This window comes from Herbaspirillum sp. LeCh32-8 (genome assembly GCF_017814915.1).
Classification (GTDB): Bacteria; Pseudomonadota; Gammaproteobacteria; order Burkholderiales; family Burkholderiaceae_D; genus Herbaspirillum.
In genome coordinates this window covers 174,918-197,422 of record NZ_JAGIPZ010000006.1, presented here as the reverse complement: position 1 = coordinate 197,422, position 22,505 = coordinate 174,918, and the positions used below count along the sequence as shown (strand labels likewise).

At 65.7% G+C, this 22,505-nt stretch carries 23 protein-coding genes; 12 read left to right on the top strand and 11 right to left on the bottom strand.

Annotated elements, in window-relative coordinates; all coding sequences use genetic code 11:
- Positions 1–867: an ABC transporter permease gene (locus tag J8I26_RS13065; protein WP_209607542.1), complete on the top strand. Its 867-nt coding sequence runs from the start codon at positions 1–3 to the stop codon at positions 865–867.
- Between the two features lie 21 nt (positions 868–888).
- Here J8I26_RS13065 and J8I26_RS13060 read toward each other — a convergent pair whose 3' ends face one another.
- The gene (locus J8I26_RS13060) at positions 889–1,461 is read right to left on the bottom strand and encodes a methylated-DNA--[protein]-cysteine S-methyltransferase (protein ID WP_209607541.1); all 573 of its coding nucleotides are present in this window, start codon (positions 1,459–1,461) and stop codon (positions 889–891) included.
- A 73-nt stretch (positions 1,462–1,534) separates the two neighbouring features.
- On the opposite strand from J8I26_RS13060, the gene J8I26_RS13055 reads away from it, so the two are divergent.
- Entirely contained in the window at positions 1,535–2,464 is a 930-nt protein-coding gene (locus tag J8I26_RS13055) for an AlkA N-terminal domain-containing protein (protein ID WP_209607540.1), read from the top strand.
- Between the two features lie 13 nt (positions 2,465–2,477).
- Here the strand turns inward: J8I26_RS13055 and J8I26_RS13050 are convergent, their stop codons facing one another.
- Entirely contained in the window at positions 2,478–3,347 is an 870-nt protein-coding gene (locus J8I26_RS13050; protein ID WP_209607539.1) for an NAD(P)H-binding protein, read from the bottom strand.
- 150 nt (positions 3,348–3,497) lie between these two features.
- Between J8I26_RS13050 and J8I26_RS13045 the strand changes: the two genes are divergently transcribed.
- On the top strand, positions 3,498–4,403 hold the full coding sequence (locus tag J8I26_RS13045) for a LysR family transcriptional regulator (protein WP_209607647.1): 906 nt from the start codon (positions 3,498–3,500) through the stop codon (positions 4,401–4,403).
- Positions 4,404–4,407: 4 nt separating this feature from the next.
- Here J8I26_RS13045 and J8I26_RS13040 read toward each other — a convergent pair whose 3' ends face one another.
- The gene (locus tag J8I26_RS13040) at positions 4,408–4,968 is read right to left on the bottom strand and encodes a flavin reductase family protein (RefSeq protein WP_209607538.1); all 561 of its coding nucleotides are present in this window, start codon (positions 4,966–4,968) and stop codon (positions 4,408–4,410) included.
- A 219-nt stretch (positions 4,969–5,187) separates the two neighbouring features.
- On the opposite strand from J8I26_RS13040, the gene J8I26_RS13035 reads away from it, so the two are divergent.
- Positions 5,188–5,832 carry an SRPBCC family protein gene (locus J8I26_RS13035; protein WP_209607537.1) on the top strand — a complete coding sequence of 215 codons (645 nt, stop codon included), beginning with the start codon at positions 5,188–5,190 and terminating at the stop codon, positions 5,830–5,832.
- A 69-nt stretch (positions 5,833–5,901) separates the two neighbouring features.
- On the opposite strand, the gene J8I26_RS13030 is transcribed toward J8I26_RS13035, so the two are convergent.
- The gene (locus tag J8I26_RS13030) at positions 5,902–6,258 is read right to left on the bottom strand and encodes a hypothetical protein (RefSeq protein WP_209607536.1); all 357 of its coding nucleotides are present in this window, start codon (positions 6,256–6,258) and stop codon (positions 5,902–5,904) included.
- Positions 6,259–6,734: 476 nt separating this feature from the next.
- Between J8I26_RS13030 and J8I26_RS13025 the strand changes: the two genes are divergently transcribed.
- Together J8I26_RS13025 and J8I26_RS13020 are read left to right on the top strand one after the other, a co-directional pair.
- The gene (locus tag J8I26_RS13025; RefSeq protein WP_209607535.1) at positions 6,735–7,940 is read left to right on the top strand and encodes a threonine ammonia-lyase; all 1,206 of its coding nucleotides are present in this window, start codon (positions 6,735–6,737) and stop codon (positions 7,938–7,940) included.
- Between the two features lie 160 nt (positions 7,941–8,100).
- A complete protein-coding gene (locus tag J8I26_RS13020; protein WP_209607534.1) occupies positions 8,101–8,604 on the top strand; it encodes a hypothetical protein in 504 nt (167 codons plus the stop codon).
- An 81-nt stretch (positions 8,605–8,685) separates the two neighbouring features.
- Here the strand turns inward: J8I26_RS13020 and J8I26_RS13015 are convergent, their stop codons facing one another.
- The gene (locus tag J8I26_RS13015; RefSeq protein ID WP_245200307.1) at positions 8,686–9,939 is read right to left on the bottom strand and encodes an MFS transporter; all 1,254 of its coding nucleotides are present in this window, start codon (positions 9,937–9,939) and stop codon (positions 8,686–8,688) included.
- A 159-nt stretch (positions 9,940–10,098) separates the two neighbouring features.
- Between J8I26_RS13015 and J8I26_RS13010 the strand changes: the two genes are divergently transcribed.
- Positions 10,099–10,590, top strand: a complete 492-nt coding sequence (locus J8I26_RS13010) for a helix-turn-helix domain-containing protein (RefSeq protein WP_209607533.1) — start codon at positions 10,099–10,101, stop codon at positions 10,588–10,590.
- Between the two features lie 18 nt (positions 10,591–10,608).
- On the opposite strand, the gene J8I26_RS13005 is transcribed toward J8I26_RS13010, so the two are convergent.
- The 3 genes from J8I26_RS13005 to J8I26_RS12995 are packed head-to-tail and all read right to left on the bottom strand — an operon-like array spanning position 10,609 to position 12,955.
- Positions 10,609–10,893 (bottom strand): DUF6587 family protein, encoded by a 285-nt coding sequence (locus tag J8I26_RS13005; protein WP_209607532.1) that lies wholly within the window; start codon positions 10,891–10,893, stop codon positions 10,609–10,611.
- Positions 10,890–12,713 (bottom strand): ferrous iron transporter B, encoded by a 1,824-nt coding sequence (locus J8I26_RS13000; RefSeq protein WP_209607531.1) that lies wholly within the window; start codon positions 12,711–12,713, stop codon positions 10,890–10,892. The genes J8I26_RS13005 and J8I26_RS13000 overlap by 4 nt, the downstream gene beginning before the upstream one ends.
- Positions 12,713–12,955 carry a FeoA family protein gene (locus tag J8I26_RS12995; protein ID WP_209607645.1) on the bottom strand — a complete coding sequence of 81 codons (243 nt, stop codon included), beginning with the start codon at positions 12,953–12,955 and terminating at the stop codon, positions 12,713–12,715. Before J8I26_RS12995 ends, J8I26_RS13000 begins: the two co-directional genes overlap by 1 nt.
- A 467-nt stretch (positions 12,956–13,422) precedes the next feature.
- Here J8I26_RS12995 and J8I26_RS12990 point away from each other — a divergent pair, with 467 nt between their 5' ends.
- Positions 13,423–13,902, top strand: a complete 480-nt coding sequence (locus tag J8I26_RS12990; RefSeq protein WP_245200306.1) for a hypothetical protein — start codon at positions 13,423–13,425, stop codon at positions 13,900–13,902.
- A gap of 21 nt (positions 13,903–13,923) precedes the next feature.
- Here the strand turns inward: J8I26_RS12990 and J8I26_RS12985 are convergent, their stop codons facing one another.
- Positions 13,924–14,826 carry a LysR family transcriptional regulator gene (locus tag J8I26_RS12985; RefSeq protein ID WP_209607530.1) on the bottom strand — a complete coding sequence of 301 codons (903 nt, stop codon included), beginning with the start codon at positions 14,824–14,826 and terminating at the stop codon, positions 13,924–13,926.
- Positions 14,827–14,957: 131 nt separating this feature from the next.
- Between J8I26_RS12985 and J8I26_RS12980 the strand changes: the two genes are divergently transcribed.
- Positions 14,958–16,220: an MFS transporter gene (locus tag J8I26_RS12980; RefSeq protein WP_209607529.1), complete on the top strand. Its 1,263-nt coding sequence runs from the start codon at positions 14,958–14,960 to the stop codon at positions 16,218–16,220.
- A 142-nt stretch (positions 16,221–16,362) separates the two neighbouring features.
- Here the strand turns inward: J8I26_RS12980 and J8I26_RS12975 are convergent, their stop codons facing one another.
- The gene (locus J8I26_RS12975) at positions 16,363–16,659 is read right to left on the bottom strand and encodes a hypothetical protein (protein WP_209607643.1); all 297 of its coding nucleotides are present in this window, start codon (positions 16,657–16,659) and stop codon (positions 16,363–16,365) included.
- A 501-nt stretch (positions 16,660–17,160) separates the two neighbouring features.
- Between J8I26_RS12975 and J8I26_RS12970 the strand changes: the two genes are divergently transcribed.
- Together J8I26_RS12970 and J8I26_RS12965 are read left to right on the top strand one after the other, a co-directional pair.
- Positions 17,161–18,474 carry a Zn-dependent hydrolase gene (locus J8I26_RS12970; RefSeq protein WP_209607528.1) on the top strand — a complete coding sequence of 438 codons (1,314 nt, stop codon included), beginning with the start codon at positions 17,161–17,163 and terminating at the stop codon, positions 18,472–18,474.
- 406 nt (positions 18,475–18,880) lie between these two features.
- Positions 18,881–20,515 carry a methyl-accepting chemotaxis protein gene (locus J8I26_RS12965; RefSeq protein ID WP_209607527.1) on the top strand — a complete coding sequence of 545 codons (1,635 nt, stop codon included), beginning with the start codon at positions 18,881–18,883 and terminating at the stop codon, positions 20,513–20,515.
- A gap of 32 nt (positions 20,516–20,547) precedes the next feature.
- Here J8I26_RS12965 and J8I26_RS12960 read toward each other — a convergent pair whose 3' ends face one another.
- A complete protein-coding gene (locus J8I26_RS12960) occupies positions 20,548–21,288 on the bottom strand; it encodes a glutamine amidotransferase (RefSeq protein WP_209607526.1) in 741 nt (246 codons plus the stop codon).
- A gap of 518 nt (positions 21,289–21,806) precedes the next feature.
- Between J8I26_RS12960 and J8I26_RS12955 the strand changes: the two genes are divergently transcribed.
- A complete protein-coding gene (locus tag J8I26_RS12955; protein ID WP_209607525.1) occupies positions 21,807–22,217 on the top strand; it encodes a DUF4148 domain-containing protein in 411 nt (136 codons plus the stop codon).
- The last annotated feature ends 288 nt before the right edge of the window (positions 22,218–22,505 follow it).

Below are 22,505 nucleotides of genomic sequence, written 5' to 3'. Positions count from 1 at the left end.
ATGAGCCTCACTCCTCCCGTTCGCGAAGAATATGAACTCCCGCTGGCGCCGCTGCCGGGGCTGACGCTGGAGCGCCAGTTCTCGCTGCCGCGCCGCATCTGGCAGCAAGGCTGGATTCGCAAGGGCGTGATCCTGCTGCTGCTGGCCCTGATCTGGGAAGCCATCGGCCGCTGGCAGAACAACGACCTGCTGCTGCCGACCTTCGACCAGACCGCGCAGGCCTTCGTCGAGGGACTCGCCAGCGGCGAGCTGGTCAACAAGACCTGGCTGTCGCTGCAGGTGCTGCTGAAGGCCTATCTGCTGGGCATCGCCGCCGCCTTCGTGCTGACCACGCTGGCGGTATCCACGCAGTTCGGGCGCGACCTGCTGGGCACGCTGACCTCGATGCTCAACCCGCTGCCGGCCATCGCGCTGCTGCCCATCGCATTGCTGTGGTTCGGCCTGGGCGAGGGCAGCCTGATCTTCGTGCTGGTGCACTCGGTGCTGTGGGCGCTGGCGGTGAATACCTATGCGGGCTTTCTCGGCGTGTCCGACACGCTGCGCATGGCCGGGCGCAATTACGGCCTGCGCGGCCTGTCCTTCGTGCTGCAGGTACTGGTCCCGGCGGCGCTGCCGTCGATCCTGGCCGGCCTGCGCATCGGCTGGGCCTTCGCCTGGCGCACGCTGATCGCGGCCGAGCTGGTGTTCGGCGCCACCAGCGGCAAGGGCGGCCTGGGCTGGTATATCTTCCAGAACCGCAATGAGCTTTATACGGACAAGGTGTTCGCCGGCCTGGCGATGGTGATCATCATCGGCCTGTTGGTGGAGAACCTGGTGTTCAACACGCTGGAGCGCGTGACGGTGAAGAAGTGGGGCATGCAGCGCTGAAGCGGCGTCAGCGCTGCGCGCTCACAGCAGCGGCAGCTGGTTGGGATCCTCGATGCGGCGATGCTGGGCCTTGCGGCGCGGATCGATGCTCTGGCCGGCATCGCGCCCTTCGGTGGAAATGCCCTCGATGGCCAGCAGCAATTTCTTGGCATGCAGGCCGCCGGCGAAACCGGTCAACTCACCGCCGGCGCCGATCACGCGATGGCAGGGGGCGATGATGGAAATCGGATTGCGGCCGTTGGCCGCGCCCACCGCACGCACCGCCTTCTCGTTGCCGAGCTGGCGTGCAATCTGCAGATAGGTGCGGGTCTGGCCGTAGGGAATGGTGAGCAAGGCGGCCCACACCTGCTTCTGGAAATCGGTGCCGTCGAAGTCCAGCGGCACGTCGAATTCGTTACGGTTGCCGGCGAAATACTCCACCAGCTGCGCCGCTGCCTTCACCAGCACCGCGCGCTCGTCGTCCTGCACCATCTCGCCCAGGCGCACGCGACCGGCGCGGTCGTTTTCCCACAGGATCGCGGCGAGCCTGTCGCCCCTGGCCACCAGCGTCAGCTGGCCGACCGGCGAATCGATGAGCTTGTATGCGTAGTCCATTACACCTCCATACTTCAAGGCCATCGATTCTACTGTGGAATCCTGCGCCTGACTGCATGCGCTAAGATGCCGCATGCCCAAACCGTCCACCGCCCTGCTCCACCTGCCCTACACGCCGCCGTTCGACTGGCCGCGCATGCTGCGCTTTTTCAACGGGCGCGCCACGCCCGGCGTGGAAGCGGTGGAAGACGGCGCCTACCTGCGCGCCATCGAATGGGAAGGCGACGCCGGCACGCTGGCGGTGACGCTGGACGCCGGCAAGCACTGTCTGGTGGCCACGCTCAGCGGTGCAGTGGCGCGTCATGCCGATGCGCTGCAAGAACCGCTGTCGCGCATGTTCGACCTGCACGCCAACCCTGCGACCATCAAGAAAGTGCTGTGCGCCGACCCGTGGTTCAAGCCCCTGCTCAAGGCCGCACCCGGCCTGCGCGTGCCGGGCGCGTGGTCGGCCTTCGAGCTGGTGGTGCGCACCATCGTCGGCCAGCAGGTCAGCGTGAAGGCAGCCACCACCATCGTCGGCCGCGTGGTGCAACGCGCCGGCGAACACATCCCCGGCCACGCACATGAATGCACCGCCTGGCGCTTCCCCACGCCGTTCGCGCTGGCCAACGCCGACCTCAGCGCCATCGGCATGCCGGGCAAGCGGGTGGAAGCGCTGCAAGGTCTGGCGCGCGCCGTGGCCGAAGGGGCGGCGCCCATCGATCCGCCGGGCCAGCCGTATTCGGCCGAACAACTCACCGGCCTGCGGCAAACCTTGCTGGCCCTGCCCGGCATCGGCCCGTGGACGGTGGAATACGTCGCCATGCGCGCCTGGCGCGACGCCGACGGCTGGCCGGCCAGCGACCTGGTGCTGATGCAGGCCATCGCCGCACGCGACCCCGCACTGATCAAACCCGCGCAGCAAAAACAGCGCAGCCAGGCCTGGAGCCCCTACCGCGCCTATGCCGCGCAACACCTGTGGAACGAGATCGCCGACCGCGCCAGCGGCGAGCGCGGCGGCTGAGCTAGCATTTCGCTCAGGCGGCGGCCTGGTCGTCGAGCATGGCGCGCAGGGCCGCCTCGATGCCGACACGTCCCTTGCGCGACTCACGCCCACCGTGCGCGAAATCGATCCATCCGGCATTGAAGCCATCCACCATCTGCATGCGCGGCAACGGATTTTCCATGCCCTGCGCGCGGAAGATGCCTTCCCATTCGGCGCGCGGCACGGTGTCGACCCTGACCTCACGTCCCAGCAAGCGCGCGAAGGCGGCGGCGATGTCGTCCGGGCTGGTGCGTTGCGGACCTTCCAGCTGCACCACGCGACGGCCCTTCCAGTCTTCCTGCAGCAGCTCGGCGGCGGTGCGTCCGACGTCGGCGGTCGACACCATCGCAATCGCGCGTGAAGCCGGTTGCAGGTAACTGGTGATGGCGCCGGCACGGGCGGCGTCGATATCCCAGCGGGCGTTCTCCATGAACCACGCCGCGCGCAGGAAGGTGACGGGCAGCCCCAGCGTGGAGAACTGCTCTTCCATGATGCGCAGCTGGTTCAGCAGATTGGGCCGGTCGGCATCGGCGCCGATGGTGGACAACGCCACCACCTTCTTCGGCCCCGCCATCTCCAGCGCCTCGCGCACCGCGGCGATGATGCGGCGCGCCGCCGGGAATCCCGGCTTGGGATCGAAGGCCGGCGGCAACAGGATGAAGACGCCCTCGGCGCCGCTGAAGGCGCGGATCAAGGCCGGTACGTCGGTCAGCTCGGCCAGCGCCGGCTCGCAGCCCTGGCGCACCCATGGCTCGCCGCGGGCGGCGTCGCGCACCACCGCGCGCACCTCGCGCCCGGCCGCCAAGAGTGTGCGGGCCAGCGTACCGCCGACTTGGCCTGTGATTCCCGTGATTGCATACATGTTGCGCTCCTTTGATTGTGCAAGGCCGCCGGGATGGCGGCCAACGTGGACATGGAGCGCATTCTGGGCGTCGGCGGCAAGTTTTACGATATCATCGATGTCACTTCATTGATGCTGATCCGGCATCAATTCATCACGAGGAAAATCACCTTGGCCTTCGACGAACGCATGATGAACGGCATCAGCGTGCTGTGCGCGATCGTGGACAGCGGCAGCTTCGCCGCCGCCTCCGCATTGCTGGACATGACGCCCTCGGGCGTGAGCCGCGCGGTGGCCCGGCTGGAGGCGCGGCTGGGCATCCGCCTGTTCGACCGCACCACACGCTCCATCACGCTCACCGACGAGGGCCGCCGCTTTCACGCGCAGGTGGCGCCGCTGCTGAACGCGCTGGAAGAAGCCGCGTCCTCCGCACAGGCCGGCAAGGGTACGGTGCGGGGGCGCTTACGGGTGAACGTCGATCCCTTCTTCTCGCGCATGGTGCTGGCGCCGCGCCTGGGCGACTTCCTCGCCGTGCATCCCGACCTGGAGCTGGAACTGATCACGCGCGACGAGCTGGGCGACATGGTGGCCGACGGCTACGACCTGGCGCTGCGCTTCGGCCAGCCGGCGCAGGCCACGCTGGTGGCGCGCAAGCTGATGGATTGCCGCATCGTCACCATCGCCGCGCCCGGCTACCTGAAACGCCACGGCCGACCGGCCACGCCGCAGCAACTGCAAGCGCCCGGCCATACCTGCATCCTGTTTCGCGATTCGCGCAGCGGCCGGCCGTTCACTTGGGAGTTCATCCGCGGCCGGAAGCGCATCGAGCTGGAGATGGACGGCCAACTCACCGTCAACGACGGCGGCTCGCTCTACAGCGCCTGTCTCTCGGGCTACGGCGTGGCGCAAGTGTTCGACCTCGGCCTGCAGCCGATGCTGGACGACGGCCGCCTGGTCGACCTTTTCCCGGACTGGCCGGACGAGCGCTTCCCGCTGTATGCGCTCTATCCCTCACGCCACCATCCGCCGGCCAAGGTGCGCGCCTTCCTCGACTTCGTGCTGGGACTGCAGAAATAAGCGATCAGAGATATTCGCGGCGGAATTTCGCCCGACGGCTGATGACTTCGCCGGCCACCATGAATTCGCCGTTGCCCTTGTAGTGCATGGTCTGCGGATTTTTCGGCGTGCGCGCCACGTGCGCCTGCACCACCTCGAAGATGAAATAGTTGTACTTGCCGACCAGCCTGCCGTCGTGCAGCCGGCACTCGAAACTGGCGTGGCATTCGCCGATCAGCGGTGCCCCCACCTGCGCGGCGGGCAGCGCCGTCAACCCGAAGCGCGTGAACTTGTCGCCTTCGGTGCCTGAGCAATTGCCGATACCCACCACCTGGTCGATCAGCGCGACCGTGGGCAGGTTGATCACGCATTCGCGGCTTTTGCGGATCAGCTCGAAACTGTGGTTGCCGGCTGAGATCACACACCCCAGCAGCGAAGGCGCGAACTCCATCACGGTATGCCAGCCCATGGTCATGATGTTGCGCTGCCCGCGGTGGGCCGAGGACACCAGCACGATGGGGCCGGGCTCCAAGTAGCGCCGAACCTGATGGACGGGAAAATCCTGGCGAGAGGGCAAACGGGGCATGACGGCTCCTGATGGCGACATTTGAGCGAGATAGCGTGACGATGACACTTCTTTCGATGGAGCATGTCACTACGGCATGGGTTCCCCACGCATAACGCGCTCCATATGCGATACCGGCGATACGTGCATCACATGCTGCCGTAACAACCCGCGCCCGCATCTGCGGTATGCTGCGCCATCCCGACCTTCACGCCAGCACATCCTCCACGCATGACCCGCATGACGACCAGGCAAGCCGTCCCACATCCGCTCCCCTTGCGCCGCGCCTTGTCGCTGCTGTGCGCCGTGCTGGCGACGCTCCTGCCGGCCGTCGCCGCTGCGCAGACGCCGCCGCTGGTCAGCGTGAACACCAACCGGGTCGATGGCCGCGCCGAGTTCGACGTGCGCGCCGAAGCCTATGCCCGCACCGACATCGCGCGCGCCTGGAAAGTGCTGACAGCCTATGACCGGCTGGCCGAATTCGTGCCCAACCTGCAATCCTCGCGCGAGCTGCCCTTTCCCGATGCCGCGCCCAACGAACACCTGGTCGAGCAGCACGGCTATGGCAAGTTCCTGTTCATCCGCCAGCCGATCGACCTGGTGCTGCGCGTGCAGGAACAGCCGAGCTCGGCCATCGACATGTCGCTGCAAAGCGGCAACATGCGCAAGTACCACGCGCGCTGGGAGCTTGAGCCGAGGGACGTCGCCGGCGGGCCAGGCGTGCTGCTGCGTTACACCGGGCTGATCGCGCCCGATTTCTATGTGCCCGGCCTGTTCGGCGGTGTGCTGATGCGGCGCGACCTGACGGCCATGCTGGAAGCGGTGGTCAGGGAAATGGAAAAGCCGGCCGATGCTGCACCGCCGCCATTGCAGAGCGAAAAATGACGCGGGGCACCATCCAAAAATGGCGCCCCGCACATGCAGTGAAATGAGAGGGAAGAAATCCGCCGGCGTTCAGACCGTCAATACCGAATGGCCGCCGTCGTTCAATGCGTCATAGCAACGAGTGCAGACGCGGCAAAACAGGTGGGAGCGTTTGACATGGCGGTGGCGCAGCACCAGCTGCAGGGCCACGCCCGGGCAATGCGGGCAAGCCTCGCGCATGGGGCCGACCGGGACCACGTCGGCGGCCAGGAAACCTTTCTCGGTCATGACGCCTTCCACGACTTCACGCGGGTCGAGTTCGACCAGCGACAACAGCAGCGGCGAGGTGCGCTGCTCATAGCGCGCAGTGACGCGCTGGCCGCCCAGTGGCGTGAACGGCGGTGGCGGGGATGGCCTGACATCCGGATGCCGGGTTGCGATGCTCATTCGTGTCTCCTTGGTGAGAACTGCAGAAGCTTGCGGGGGATGTTGCCTTGCTGCTTGAGGTGGCCTGGCGCCCTTCTGCTGCCGGCCGGGTGTCGCTTTCCACGTTGGCGGGAAATACAGGCTTGCGGTGCGACGGAGAATTCACTCTAGTCGGCCCATCCGCCGAGCGCAATGGTAAGTTCAAAAGAATTTTTCTATCGTTGATCTCGCGCATAAAGGTATGCGCCCGGCGTCCGACGACTTGCCACATTGGCATGTCCGATGCTGCACCTGCGCTTTGATGCGCCGCATGCATCGAACAAGCCCAGCAGCAAGAACGTCGCTATGCCTGCGCGCGGATTCATAGCCGCCCACATTTGAGCGCTGAATTTTTGATGAATGAAAACGAAGGGGAGCAACCTGTCGATTTCTGGTCATCCTGCATGCGCGCATGACTGAAACGCTACAAATCGGTGCAATGGCTCTACAATCGCCGGATGACTACGCTTAATGACATCGAAGCAGCCGCCAAGCGGTTGCAAGGCCAGATCCTGGAGACGCCCTGTGTCGAGTCGCGCACGCTCTCGCAGATCGTCGGCGCCCAGGTATTCCTCAAGTTCGAAAACCTGCAGTTCACCGCCTCCTTCAAGGAGCGCGGCGCCTGCAACAAGATGGTGGACGTCGCCGCCAGCGGCGACGGCAGCCGCGGCGTGGTCGCCATGTCGGCCGGCAACCATGCCCAGGGCGTGGCCTATCACGCGCAGCGCCTGGGCTTGCCGGCCACCATCGTCATGCCGCGCTTCACCCCCGGCGTGAAGATCGAACGCACCCGCGGCTTCGGCGCCAAAGTCGTGCTGCATGGCGACACGCTGGAGGCTGCGCGCGCCCACGCCTATGAGCTGGCCGAGAAGGAAAAGCTGACCTTCGTCCACCCCTATGACGACGAAGCCATCATCGCCGGCCAGGGCACGGTGGCGCTGGAGATGCTCAAGACGGTGCCGGATCTGGACACGCTGGTGGTGGCCATCGGCGGCGGCGGCCTGATGGCCGGCATGGCCGTGGCCGCGCGCGCCATCAAACCCGAGATCGATATCGTCGGCGTGCAGACGCGCCGCTTCCCGACCATGGTCAACGCCGTCAAGGGCACCGACCACCCGGTGGGCACCAGCACCATCGCCGAGGGCATTGCCGTGGGTACGCCCGGCACCTTGACGCGCGCAGTCATCGCGCGCGAGGTCAACGACCTGCTGCTGGTGGATGAAGGCGACATCGAACAAGCTGTGCTGATGCTGCTGGAAATTGAAAAGACCCTGGTGGAAGGCGCCGGCGCCGCCGGCCTGGCCGCCCTGGTGCGCTACCCTGACCGCTTCCGCGGCAAGCGCGTTGGCCTGGTGCTTTCGGGCGGCAACATCGACCCGCTGCTGCTGACCGCCATCATCGAGCGCGGCATGGTGCGCGCCGGCCGCCTGGCGCGCGTGAAGGTCAGCTCGCGCGATGTGCCCGGCACCTTGGCCAAGATCACCGGCATCGTCGCCGAGGCCGGCGCCAACATCGACGAGGTCCACCATCAGCGCGCCTTCACGCTGCTGGCGGCGCAGAACGTAGACATCGAGCTGGTGCTGCAAACCCGCGGCCGCCCGCACCTGGCCCAGGTGCTGCAAGCCCTGCGCGCAGCCGGGTTCGAGGCCGAAGAGCTGCACTGAGCCGCGCCTCTGCAAGAGGCCGTCACGCTGCCATTGACCTGCGCCCGCTTCAATGCCGGGTGCGGGTCGCCTCTTCCCCTGCTCCTGCTGCTATCCTTCCTGCCGCCCGCATCCACATCCGGATGGCGGTTCGGTTCTATTCGACATACCCATACCCACGATGCAAGAGATTGACAGCAACAACGACACCTTTTCCACTGACGACGACGCCATCCACGATGCCCGGCTGTGGCGCGACGAAGGCTGGACCGCGCGCGTGATCAAGAACGAAGACGACGACGGCTGGGCCGTCGAGATGACACGCGACGGCGAGCGCGAACCGGCGCTGATCGGCCCCTGGACCATGGGCCGTGACAAGAAGAACCCCAAGCCGCTGGACAAGTCAGCCTTCAATACTCTGGTCAAGACCGCATCGGAGTTCCGCCGCCGCAGCGAGCAGCAGCTGCATGCGCAATTGCACAAGCACATCACCGTCGACACCGCCGAGGGCCGCATCAAGGTCACGCTGGACATCGTGCCGGATGAGGACTTCCCCTACGCCGACCTGAGCGCATGGGACGAAATGGGCGACCTGTTGGCCAAGGTGCAAACCGCGCCGAACTACAAACTGAGCGCCGACAGCGCCGAGCGCTGGATCGCAAGCGGCTATCGCAGGCCGAACTGACGATATTGACGTGCATCGCAATTCAATGCACGACGGGACGCAATCGACAACAAGGCCGGCGCCGCAAGGCAGCCGGCTTTTTTACGCCGCCGCCCCGGCGCGCGGCATCCACCTTAACGTGGCCACCCACCAGCCCAAGGCCGCCAGGCTGACGGCCGAGCCCAGCAGACAGACGCCGCGCCAGCCTGCGTAAGCGTACATGTGCGTACCCGCCAGCGCACCGGCGCCGCTGCCTACCGCATAGAACATCATGTAGCAGCCGATCATGCGGCTGTGGGCCTCCGGGCGGGTGCGCAGGATCAGGCTCTGGTTGGCGACGTGGATCATCTGTGCGCCGATGTCCAGCACCAGGATGCCGCCGGCCAGCGCCCACAGGCTGGCGTCGGTGAAGGATAACGGCCACCATGCCGCAACCAGCAGCAAAAGGGCCGCGCCGGTGGCGTGCTGGGCAAACCCACTATCGGCCCAGTTGCCGGCGCGCGCGCCGGCCAGAACGCCGATGACCCCGACCAGGCCGAATGCGCCGATGACGCCGTGTGACAGCGAATACGGCGGCGCCGACAGCGGCAGCACGAGCGCGCTCCAGAAGATATTGAGCACGGCGAACATCAGCAAGGCCAACACGCCTCGCAGCTGCAGGCTGCGCTCATGGCGCATCAATCCGGCCATCGAGCGCAGCAGCTGCGGATAGGCCACTGCGGCGGCGGGGTGAGGCGACGGCGGCAGCATGCGCGCCAACACTATTGCCAGCACCGCGACCAACGCGGCCGAACACAGATATACCAGGCGCCAGCCGCCCAGATCGGCGAGCGCGCCCGACGCCACCCTGGCCAGCAACAACCCGGTGATCACGCCCGCCTGCACCACCCCGAGCACGCCGCCCCGTTGCTGCGGCGCCGACAAAGCGGCGGCGTAGGCGATCAGGCCCTGCGTCATCGCCGTGCCCAGCATGCCGGCCAGCAGCATCCCGCCCAGCAGCATCCATAGTGACGCGCTGCCCGCCAGCGCCAGCAGCGACAGCACCAGTGCCGCCGCTTGCGTCAGCATCAACCGGCGGCGCGGCAGCACGTCACCCAGCGGCACCAACAACAGGAGTGCGAGCACCGAGCCGACCTGGGTGGCGGTGACCACCCCGCCGACTGCGGCGGTGGCGATGCCGAAATCGGCCGCCAGCGCATCCAGCAGCGGTTGGGCGTAGTAGACATTGGCCACGCTGATGCCGGCCGCGACAGCGAACAGCAGGATCCGCGTGCGGCTGAGCACCGGCCGATGACAGGGATCGCGAGGATCGCAACAGGCGGCGACGGGCGTGGCGGGCGACATGAGGGATGACATGGCGAGGCCTCCATTGTGGTTGCAAATTGAAACTACGTGACAGTGTATGCCAATGTGGTTTTAAAATGCAACCTATCAACATTGCAGCGCGGTCGCCTTGCCTTGAAGCCGCCGCGTCCGCTTTGCTAACATCGCAGGAAACTACCCCGCCCCTCCACCATGCCAGCCATCAAGACACCCGCCGACATCGAACACCCTCGCTATGCCGAGCATTGCCCCACGGGACGGGCGCTGGAACTGATCGGCGACCGCTGGGCGCTTCTGATCGTGCGCGACGCCTTCGACGGCCTCTCCCGCTTCAGCGAGTTCCGCGACAACCTGGGGGTGGCGCGCAACATCCTGGCCGATCGCCTGAAGAAGCTGGTGGACGCCGGCATCCTGGACAGCGCGCCGGCTGCGGACGGCAGCGCCTACCAGCAATACGAGCTGACCGGGATGGGCGAGGCGCTGCTGCCGGTGGTGATCGGGTTGCGCCAGTGGGGCGAGCAATACCTGTTCGCGCCGGGCGAAGGCCATTCAAAGCTGGTGGAGAAAAAGAGCGGCAAGGCGCTCCCGCGCATGCAGCCGCTGGGCGCCGACGGCAAGCCGGTCGCCGCGCATCAGGTGGAAGTGAAGAAGTCGGCGACGCGCCCGGGGAAGAAAAAGGACTGAGGCATCAAGGCGCGCGGATCAGCGCCGGCGATGGAAGGTGATCTTCTGTTCCAGCGGCGCTTGCGCGTCGCCGTCATCGCCGCAACCGTCACACGCGCCGCCGCCGCATCCGCCGGTGCTGCGCGGCGGCAGCAGATGGCGTCCCAGCGCCTGCCAGCGGGACCAGCGGCGACGCAGCAGCCAGGCCGCGAACCCTGCCTGCCAGCGCCACGACAACGCCGGCGCCAGCTTGCGCACCATGTAGACGAGGCTGGCGGCCACCAGCAGCGCGACGATCACGTATTGCCACCACAGCGTGCTCATGCCAGCCACCCCGCGACGCGGTAGGTGATGAAGGAGGCCGCGTAGGCCAGCACGAACATGTAGCCGAAGGACAGCGCCACCATGCGCCAGGACTGCGTCTCGCGGCGGATGATGGCCAGCGTCGACATGCACTGCGGCGCGAAGGCGAACCACACCATCAGCGACAGCGCGCTGGCCAGCGAAATGTGTGCCGCCAGCGCCTGCTGCAGGCCCACGCCTTCGTCGCCGGCGACCGAGTACACGGTGGCCAGCGTGGCCACTGCGGTTTCGCGCGCGGCGAAGGCCGGGATCAGCGACAAGCTGATCTGCCAGTTGAAGCCCAGCGGCGCAAACACGTACTGCAGCGTGTGGCCGATGTGGCCGGCCAGCGAATAATCGATGGCCGCTTCGGTGGCGCCGGCCGGCGGCGCGGGGAAGGTGCAGATGGCCCACATCAGCACGGTCAGCGCCAGCATCACGCCGGTCAGGCGCTTCAGGAAGATGCTGCCGCGCTCCCACAGGCCGATGCCGACGTCGCGCCACTTGGGCAGGCGATAGGACGGCAGCTCCATCAGCAGCGCGCGTTCCTGCTGGGTGCGACGGATGCGTTTGGCGACCCACGCCACGAACATGGCGGCAGCGATGCCGGCCACATACAGGCAGAACAGCGCCACACCCTGCAGGTTGAACACATCCAGCACCGGGCGGTGCGGGATGAACGCGCCGATCAGCAGCGCATACACCGGCAGGCGCGCCGAGCAGGTCATCAACGGCGCCACCAGGATGGTGGCCAGCCGGTCACGCGGGTCGGTGATGCTGCGCGTGCCCATGATGCCGGGAATGGCGCAGGCAAAGCTGGAGAGCAGCGGGATGAAAGAGCGCCCGGACAGGCCGACCGACACCATCAGCCGGTCCAGCAGGAACGCCGCCCGCGGCAGGTAGCCGGATTCTTCCAGCACCAGTATGAAGAAGAACAGCACCAGGATCTGCGGCAGGAAGCCCAGCACCGTGCCCAGTCCGGACAGCAAGCCATCCGACACCAGACCGCGCAACGGCCCCTCCGGCAGCCATTCACCGGCCATGCCGGCCAGCGTGCCGAAGGCATCGGCGATGGCATCGGTCATCGGCTTGCCGATCGCATACACCGCCTGGAATACCAGGAACATCACCAGCGCCAGCAACGCCACGCCCAGCACCGGATGCAGCGCAACGCGGTCAAGCGCGTCGTCACGGCGATCGGTGGCGCGCGGCATCACCACGGTGGCGGTCAGGATGGCGCGCACTTCGGCGTGCAGGTCGTCCAGCGTGTCGGCGACCGGGGCCGGCGGCAGCTCTGCGCCGTCAATGGCGGCAATCAGCGCCTGCGCGCCGCCGCTCTTGACCGCGATGGTCTGGATCACCGGCATGCCCAGGCGCTGCGCCAGGGCCGCAGTATCGACCGCGATGCCGCGCCGCGCGGCGGCGTCCATCATGTTCAGCGCCAGCACCATCGGTCGCCCCATGCGGCGCACTTCCAGCACAAAGCGCAAGTGCAGCCGCAGGTTGGTGGCATCGGCCACACAGACGATCAGGTCGGGCACCGCCTCACCCGGATAGCTGCCCTGCAGCACCGCTTGGGTGACGCGTTCGTCGGGGCTGACCGATTGCAGGCTGTAGGCGCCGGGCAAGTCCACCACGCGCACCGCGCGTCCGGAGGGCGCGGTGAAGCTGCCGGACTTGCGTTCCACCGTCACGCCGGCGTAATTGGCCACCTTCTGGCGCGCGCCGGTCAGCTGGTTGAACAGCGCAGTCTTGCCGCAATTGGGATTGCCTACCAGGGCGATGTTGAGGGCCGCGCTCATCACGCCGCCTCTATGCGCAGGCGCACGCGATCGGCCTCGGCGCGACGCAGCGCAAAACGGGTGGAGCCGATCTGCACCAGGATCGGGTCGGCGCCCCAAGGCGCGGTCGCGACAATGCGCACCGGTTCGCCGTTGACGAATCCGAGGTCGCGCAGGCGGCCCGCCACCGCGTCGGCGGCGTGGACGTCTGCGACGTGATCAACAATGGCGGAAGCGCCCCTGGCTAGTTCGGACAGTCGCATGGCGTTGGGAAATGAGGAAATTGAATCGATAAGCATTCTCATTATATAAGCCTGCGCCCACACGCGCCCGGCCCAAGTCCCACGGCGGGAGCCGCTGCGTCAATATGACGCAGCGCCCGATCTCGTTTCAACAGATGCACCGATCCGACAAAAAAAACCTGATAAAGATGGCAAGAAGAAACGCAAACCCATGCTTTTCTTTTATTATCCAGGCAATAATTACCGTGATCTTCTGGGCTTCTTCGCCGAACAGGCGAAAATTCCCATGCGAAATTTTCCGCATCGCAATATACTTCCGTCTATTGCCTTACAGAAATTAACCACAAGGGTCGGGATGCCCAGCCGCGGCGCGCAAATGCGTCGAGCCAAGCGCCCGAAAAGCGACGAGACCGCGAGGGAACGGTATTGTCGGCAGATTGATACAGCAAGGAGCTCCGGCCCGGCCGGCTCCTGAGCATAACAACCAGATGAGTTCATCACCGACGGGTTCAGCCGAATCCGAGATGCCGCAACAGCTGCGCCTGCGCACGCTGATCGACGAGATCAGCGCGCTGACGCTGCATGTTCAGGAGCTGAGCCGCATGGCCGAGGAAGCGCGCGATCTGATCGAGCGCGGACAACTGCCGCCGCCGGAGGATGCCCCTTCGCTGATCGAGGACGTCGAGGCCTTCCGTCGACGCCTGGAAAACGCCATCGCCCAGATCTTCGAAGAGGTCTTCGGCCCCCGCACCGATACCCTGGAGCGGCAGATGAGCATGCGCCTGATCTCCGAGATCGGCCCGGCCGCCTTCGTGCAGAAGGTGCTGTGGGGCGAGGAGATCAGCGACATCGCGCTGACCATTGCGCTCGAACGCATGATCCCGGCGCTGGAAAAACTGGTGGAGGAATATCCCACCGCCTTCCTGGAACAGGCCAACTCGGTGCTGGACCAGTTCAAGACGCGCTGAGCGCGCGCCCTTCCCCACATCCTACTCGACCGCCCCGCCCGCGCGCCGCAACGAGCGCTGCAGGTGTGCGGCAAAGCGCGTCGCCGCGATCGACTGCCGGTGATAGGCCAGCGACAGCTGCGCGCGCGGCGCCGGTTCGCGGATCTCGATGTAGCGTACCTGCGCCAGCTGCACCTGCTCGATCGCCTCGGGCACGATGGAAATACCGAGGCCGGCCGCCACCAGGTTGATCGCCGAGGTCAGCTGCGGCGCCAGCTGGATCACTTGCGGGTCAAAGCCGGCCGCCTGGCAGGCGCTGAAAATGCCGTCGTACAGCGCCGAACCTTTGCCGCGCGGAACCATGATGAATTTTTCCTGCGCCAGGTCTTCCAGCCGCAACGACTTGCGTCGCGCCAGCGCGTGCGAACGCGGCAAAGCCACCTTCAGCTTTTCGGCCGGCAGCTCGACCACGCCCAGCTCCTCGGACGGCGTGGTGACGATGCGCACGAAGGCGGCGTCGAGCTGCGAACCGGCAATGTCGGCCAGCAGCTGCTCGGTGATGCCCTCGCTGAGCGAGATCTCCAGGCCCGGATGACGCTCGCGGAACTGCTGCAGCGAGTGCGACACCAGCGGGTGGAACACCGCCGAGGAAGTGAAACCCATGCGCAGCAATCCGACCTCGCCGCTGGCCGCCTGCTGCGCCGCGCGCAACGCCTGCTCGGCATCCGCCACGGCCTTGTGCGCATGCGGCAGGAAGATCGCGCCGACCTCGGACAGCTCGACCCCGTGCGAGGTGCGCCGGAACAGCGGCGCGCCGACCTCCTCCTCCAGCGCCTTGATCTGCATCGACAGCGGCGGCTGGCCGATGCCGACCTTTTCGGCGGCGCGCGTGAAGCTGAGCTGGTCGGCTACGGCAAGGAAGTAACGGAGATGGCGAAGTTCCATGGTATCTGTTTTGTAGATGGAGATAGGCACTGATATATATTGGACAATATATCTGATTTCTTCCAGACTGGCGGCGTCATCAACAGCAACGGCGCCCTGCCCTTCTCCGCGCGCCGGCAAGGAAGTCCCCCATGCAGTCCCTGTCCAAATCCGCCGAGCCTGCCCAGGCCGGCCAGCGCCCCGCTTCCGCCTCTGCCCCGCGTTCCGCGCAGGGCGCCATCCGCGGCTCGGCCGCGTATCGCCGCATCACGCTGGCGCTGTTCTGCTCCGGCTTCGCTACCTTCTCGCTGCTGTACTGCGTGCAGCCGCTGCTGCCGGAATTCGCCCGCGAGTTCAACGTCGGCGCCGCCGGCGCCTCGCTGGCGCTGTCCTTGTCGACCGCCCTGCTCGCGCTGTCGATCGCGCTGGCCGGCATTGTCTCGGAACGCTACGGCCGCAAGGAGCTGATGTTCGCCTCGATGGCGGTGGCAGCCTGCTGCAACCTGTTGGCGGCAGTGGCGCCGAGCTGGCACATGATCCTGGCCGCACGCGCGCTGGAAGGCTTCGCGCTGGGCGGCGTACCGGCGGTGGCGATGGCGTACCTGTCGGAGGAAATCGACCACAGCGGCCTGGGCTTCTCGATGGGTCTGTATGTCAGCGGCAATGCCTTCGGCGGCATGATGGGACGGGTGGCGATGAGCATGCTGGCCGAATCCTTCGGCTGGCGCAGCGCCATGCTGGCCATCGGCGCGCTCGACCTCGCGCTCGCGGTGGCCTTTGTGCTGTTGCTGCCTGCTTCACGCAATTTCGTGCGCAACGGTGTGCTGAAGATGCGCGACCATTTGGCATTGTGGCGCGGCCACTTCGCGCACGGTCGCCTGCCGCTGGTGTTCGGCATCGGCGCGCTGGCCATGGGCATCTTCGCCACCTCATACAACTACGCGGGCTTTCGCCTGATGGGTGCGCCGTTCTCGCTGTCGGCCACTGCCACCGGGCTGATTTTCAGCGCCTACATCTTCGGCATCGTCTCGTCGTCGTGGGCCGGCGCGCTGGCCGACCGTTTCGGACGCGCACCGTTGGTGGCGGCCGGCATTGGGATCTCCTGCCTGGGCCTGCTCCTGACCTGCAGCTCGGTGCTGGGACTGGTGATCGCCGGCATCGTGTGCCTCACCATCGGCTTCTTCACCACCCACTCGGCGGCCAGCAGCTGGGTCGGCCGCATGGCCGTCACCGGCAAGGGACACGCCGCCTCGCTCTACCTGCTGGCCTACTATCTCGGCGGCAGCATCCTCGGTTCAGTAGGGGGCTGGTTTTGGGAGCATTCCGGCTGGAACGCGGTGGCGGGCTTCATGCTGCTGCAGGCGCTGGCGGCGGGATGGCTGGCGCGGCGCTTGTGGCGGCAGGGCAGCAATTGAACCTGCCGGCACGATAACGGTGATGCAAACGGCTACCAAATGAAATACCAAAGAAAAAAGCCGGATGCAGATGCAATCCGGCTTTTTTCCTGGCGCGCCGTTCGCGTGGCGCGCCATCCTCAAGGTCAATCTTCATGCACGATCAAGGCGTGCTGGGCTTGGGAGCAGGGGAGTTGGCCAGCTGCTCGTTACGCTGCGCGGTCGAGTCCTTCTTCTCCTGCTTCAGATCAGCGCGGGCAGCCTTCTTGTCAGCCTTGTATTCAGCCTTCGCAGCCTTCTTCTGAGCCTTGTATTCGGCCTTGGCGTCGGCATCGGCCTGACGCTTCTGGACGAACGGATCGTTGGACGGCACGGCCGACGTTGCAGGGGCGCTTTGCGCCATGGCGCCGCCGGCCAGAGCCATCAACAGGGACGGGATCAGGATATGACGTGCTTTCATCTTGTTTGCGTTCATGTTTTACCTCCTTGGCGTCAAATGAAAAGCGGAAAGTCCGTGCGCCCACTATAGGCAAATCCGACTTGCCGACATGTCAGACAAGGTCTGATTTTCGACCTCCCGGATGACGCAAACGCCGGTCCGAAATGGCGAATGCGCGGTCTGGCAGCGCACTCCCTGCGTTCCCTGGAGCGGCGCTGCGGGCCGCCGTCGACGCATACCGGTGCCGCAGCGGCATGCGCTTGACAACAGCCCACACGATTGAGAAAGCGGTTTGGCCTACGAGGTTCAGGCGCAATTGCAAGCGCAGGTCAGGAATGCAACCGAAAGTAACGATGCAGAACTCTCCCCAGCACGCGGGAACGCCAATGCCGCGCTTGCCTTGCGGCATGACTATTGCTTGCCGTCAGCGCGCGAAGCGGCGCCCGCCTGATTTGGTGCAGAATGCCCGCAGCGTCTCCCTTCGCATCCGCCTTATCGCTATCAGCACTCACGGAAGCACATATGCATACCAAGACCGCGGCCACCCTCCCCCTGGCCGAACCCGACCTGCAACTGGCGCGCCGGCTGTTCCAGCAGCTGCGCCGCGACAGCGACCAACTCAATGGCGACGCCCACGGCATCACCCGCGACACCTACGGCGCCGGCGAGCAACGCGCGCACCAGCTGATGGCGCAGACGGCGCGCACGCTGGGCCTGGAAGTCAGCACCGACGCCGCGCTCAATCTCTACATGACCTTGCCCGGCCGCGACCGCAGCGCGCCGGCCGTCATGACCGGCTCGCACCTGGACTCCGTGCCGCGCGGCGGCAACTACGACGGCGCCGCCGGCGTGGTGGCCGGCCTCTCGGTGCTGGCCGGTTGGGTCGCGGCCGGCGTGCAGCCGCAATGCGACGTCACCGTGATGGGCGTGCGCGCGGAAGAGAGCGCCTGGTTCCCGGTCTCCTACATCGGCAGCAAATCGGCCTTCGGCCTGCTGGGCGCGGACGCGCTCGATATCCTGCGCCTGGACACGCGACGCAGCCTGCGCGATCACCTGATCGAATGCGGCGGCCGCCCCGAAGGCATCGCCGGCGGCGAGGCGCACCTGAACGCCAGACGCATCGCCTGCTTCCTCGAACTGCACATCGAGCAGGGACCGGTGCTGGTGGAAGCCGGCGAGCAAGTCGGCGTGGTCACCGGCATCTGCGGCAGCCTGCGCTACCGCCACGCGCGCGTGCTGGGCGACTATGCCCACTCGGGCGCGACGCCGCGCAGCCACCGCCATGACGCGGTGGTGGCGCTGGCGGAAGTCATCGCGCGCCTGCAGCAGGACTGGGCGCAGATGGAACGGGAAGGGGAGGAGCTGACGCTGACCTTCGGCCAGGTCTTCACCGACGCACAGCAGGCCGACATCAGCAAGGTCTCGGGGCGGGCCAGCTTCGGCGTGGACATTCGTTCGCGCAGCACCGACAGCCTGCACCGCATGGAGCGTCACCTGATGGAGGCGGTGGCGATCGCCGAGAAGAAACACGGCGTGCGCTTCGAACTGGGCGAGCGCACCGGCAGCCAGCCGGCGCAGATGGACGCGGCGCTGCAGGATGAACTGCAGGCCGCCGCGCAGGCGCTGCAACTGTCGCACCGCCGCCTGCCCAGCGGCGCCGGCCACGACTCGGCGCTGTTCGCCAACCAGGGCATCGCGACGGCCATGCTGTTCGTGCGCAACGGCAACGGCAGCCACAATCCGGACGAGGCGATGGAGCAGGACGACTTCGACGCCGGCACGCGCGCGCTGTCCCGGGTCATGGGTCTGCGCGCGGGGCTGGCGCCGCAAGCCTGACGCACCGCCTCACGGGATGCCGCACGGCATCCCGTCTTTGCGGCGACGCTGCGAATCGGCGCGTCGCCGCGTCCAGCCGATACCCCCACCAACGATCCCGTCAATTGAGAAGTTGCGCGCGAGAAGCCGTGTGCTTTATCGACATTCTCACGCCGCAACGGCGCCGCTACGCTTGACGCATGGCAGCATCGCCACATGCCTCGCGGCAATTGACAGACTTTGCGTGATTACGTGGTTTCCACCTATTCCCGCAGCCCTCAAAAGCCAGTAATCTGGACTGGCACCCGCAAGCGTCGTCGCACACTGCCAACCGGCGATGTGCGCGGCCTCGCCGGCGACGTCGAATAACAACCAATAACAATAATCCAGAGACCCGGGCGCGAGTCCTTTTTATTCGGCAGACACCATGAAAATCCTTTCCAACATGCGGATCTCCAACCGCCTCACCTTCGGCTTCGCGCTCGTGCTGGTGCTGGCCATCCTGTCCACCTCGATGGCGCTGTACAACGCGCGCAAGAACGCCGACGCGACGCGCCAGATGATGGAAATACCGCTGGCCAAGGAACGCCTGGTGGCCGACTGGTTCGTGCTGACCTATTCGGCGGTGGTGCGCACCTCGATGATCGCGCGCAGCAGCGACGCCGAGCTCTCCAACACCTTCAAGGACGACATCGACCAGAGCGTCAAGAGCGGCAGCGCCATCATCAAGAAGATCGAGCCGCTGCTGTCCTCGGATGAAGAGAAGGCGCTGATGGCGACTATCATCGAGGCCCGCAAGAAATACCAGGCCTCCAAGGAACTGGTGATGAATACCCGCAAGACCGGCGACGCCGCGGCCTCCGAAAAGGCCTACAAGGAGGTCTTCGAGCCGGCCGCCAAAGACTACGGCGGGAAGGTGAACAATCTGTTGGCCGAGCAGCGCAATGCCATCGACAAGCTGGCGGCCGACATCGACGCCAGCAGCGAGCGCAGCATGCAGCTGATGGTGTTGTTGAGCGTGCTGCTGGTGACCATCGGCGCGGTGGCGGTGGTGATCATTTCACGCAGCATCACGGCGCCGCTCAAGCGCGCGCTGGACGTTGCCAAGATGGTGGCCGCCGGCGACCTGTCGGCGCACATCGAGCAAAAGGGGCGCGACGAGATTGCCGAGCTGATGCGCGCGCTCGGCGAGATGAATAATTCCTTGCGCAGCATCGTCAGCGAAGTGCAGGTCGGCACCGAGTCGATCACCACCGCCGCCGGCGAGATTGCCTCGGGCAACTTCGACCTGTCCTCGCGCACCGAGCAGCAGGCCGGCTCGCTGGAAGAGACCGCTGCCTCTATCGAAGAACTCACCTCCACCGTCAAGCAGAACGCCGAGAACGCGCAGCAGGCCAACCAGCTGGCGATGGACGCATCCGACGTGGCCAAGAAGGGCAGCGGCGTCGTGTCGCAGGTGGTGCAGACGATGAGCGAAATCAATCACTCGTCCAACAAGATCGTAGACATCATCAGCGTGATCGACGGCATCGCCTTCCAGACCAATATCCTGGCCCTGAACGCGGCAGTGGAAGCGGCGCGCGCCGGCGAGCAGGGCCGCGGCTTCGCGGTGGTGGCGTCCGAAGTGCGCTCGCTGGCGCAGCGCTCGGCGGCCGCAGCCAAGGAGATCAAGCAGCTGATCGACAATTCGGTGGAGAAAGTGGACGCCGGCAGCAAGCTGGTCAACGAGGCCGGCGCCACCATGGGCGACGTGGTCGAGAGCATCAAGCGCGTGACCGACATCATGGGCGAGATCTCGGTGGCCAGCCGCGAGCAGAGTTCGGGCATCGAGCAGATCAGCCGCGCCGTCACCGAAATCGATGACGCCACCCAACAGAACGCGGCGCTGGTGGAAGAGGCCACCGCCACCTCCGACATGCTGCGCTCACAGGCGCAAAAGCTGGCCGATGCCGGCCGCAAGTTCCGTCTCGGCACGCCGGTGGTGGCCGCCGGCGCTGCGCGTCACGGTCAGCCCGAACGCGACATCACGCCGCAGCCCCTGCAGCTCACGCCGTCGGCCTGAGCCTTCCTGCGCGCACGGCCGGGCACAATGCCTCAGGCCGTGCGCCGCATCTCTTCCTTGTTCCCGTTCAGGCTGCGCAGCCAGCCTTGCCAGAAATGCTGCGAGGCCGCCTCGAAGGAGCGGCCGTATTGCTCGGCATCGGCGCGCAGGCCGGCCAGGCTGATGTTGCGCGTGTGCGCAATCTCGTGCGCATGACCGATCAGCCAGCGCTCCACCATGCGCACATCGAACTCCGGATGAAACTGCAGCGCCAGGCAATTCTCGCCCCAGGCGAAGGCCTGGTTCGGGTACTGCGCGGAGGAAGCCAGATGGCGCGCCCCCTCGGGCAAGTCGAAGGTGTCGCCGTGCCAGTGCAGCACGCGTGTGTCCTGGCCCACCAGCTGGTGGAACCAGGGCAACTCGACGGCATGCGCGCCCGCGCGCAGCGGGCCCCAGCCAATCTCCTTGCCGGAGGTGCCGGGATAGACGCGCGCATGCAGCGCCGCCGCCATCAGTTGCGCGCCCAGGCAGATGCCCAGGGTGGGCAGGTCTTCCAGCAGGCGTGCGCGCAACCACGCGATCTCGGCGCGCAAATAAGGATATTGCGCGGTGTCGTAGACGGCGATGGGGCCGCCCAGCACGATCACCAGATCGGCGTCCAGCGGCGAGACGTGGGCGAAGGAGTCGACGCCGACGTCGAAGTAACTGACCTGGTAACCGTTCTTCTTCAACAGGGGCGCGAGCTGACCCAGGTCTTCGAAGGCGACGTGGCGGAGGGCGAGGGCGGTTTTCATGGCGGTGGCGGCGAACGGAAAGTGAGAAGAGCGGGGCAGGGCGCAGCGCGTGCGCCTGATGCGCGATCGGGTGCTGATCCGCATTTCGTTATATCTTATCTTATACAACGAAAGCTTGAAAAACTTGCTCAAATCCATTGAACAAGTTCATTGTCATTTTGTATCGGGCCGATAGTTTCCGCATTGCGTCATCTCAAGGAATTGTCGACGAGGCAATCCCGGGCGAGTTTTTGAGAATGGACAAACCCTTTATTTAAAAGGGTTTCCGATCGATTTTAAAGATCTTCCATTGAAATCCGCCATGGTCGCCACGACATCCGATGGTGTTCCGGATACGACCCATGCTGTACGAAAAAATTGATTGTTCTGGTTTTGGGAATTATGTATTCCGGTTTAGAGCCTTTTTCTGAACGCCTGCAATCCCTAAACTTGGTTTCACGATGAAAGCGAAAAGCGACTGATCCACAAACGTCGGGCCGGGCTGAATCGCACATCCTATCTCTCACAAGGAAACGATCATGAACACCAAGAACATTGCCAAGAACCTGTTTGCAGGCCTGCTGTTGACCACCGCCGTTGGCGCCGCCATGGCTGAAGTGGCTTACCCGCCGGAAACCCCCGTCGTGTCGACCAAGACCCGTGCCGAAGTGATCGCCGAGCTGCAACAAGCCCGCGCCAACGGCGAAATCCTGGTCACCGACCGTTATCAAGACCCGACCGACAAGAAGTTCGTGTCGACCAAGACCCGCGCCGACGTGGTCGCCGAGCTCAAGCAAGCCCGCGACAACGGCGAGATCGTCGTCAGCGACCAATACCCGGCCGACAAGCCTTTCCACTCGGTGCTGACCCGTCAGCAAGTGAAGGACGAACTGCAACAAGCCCGTTCGCAAGATCAGGCCATCAGCAACAGCAACAGCAACGCCCTGTAATCATCCGCGACCCTGCCGCGATGATGCAACACCTTCAGCAGCAAGATTGATGCAGTACCGCGCCGGCGCCACAAGCGCCGCGCGCACCGGACGCCGGCGATCCCGGCGTGCCACGATCTCCCCAGGCGGGCCAGAGCGTGTTATGACCTATTTCATCCCCCGCGCAGCTTCGGCAAGGGGTTGCATGCAAGGCGCGTCGACGCGCCGTAGCGGTGCTACGGCAAGGAGATGCAACGCCGCAGGCAGCCCCTTGCCGGAGCTGCCCGCAGGGTTCGGATGAGAAGGGCG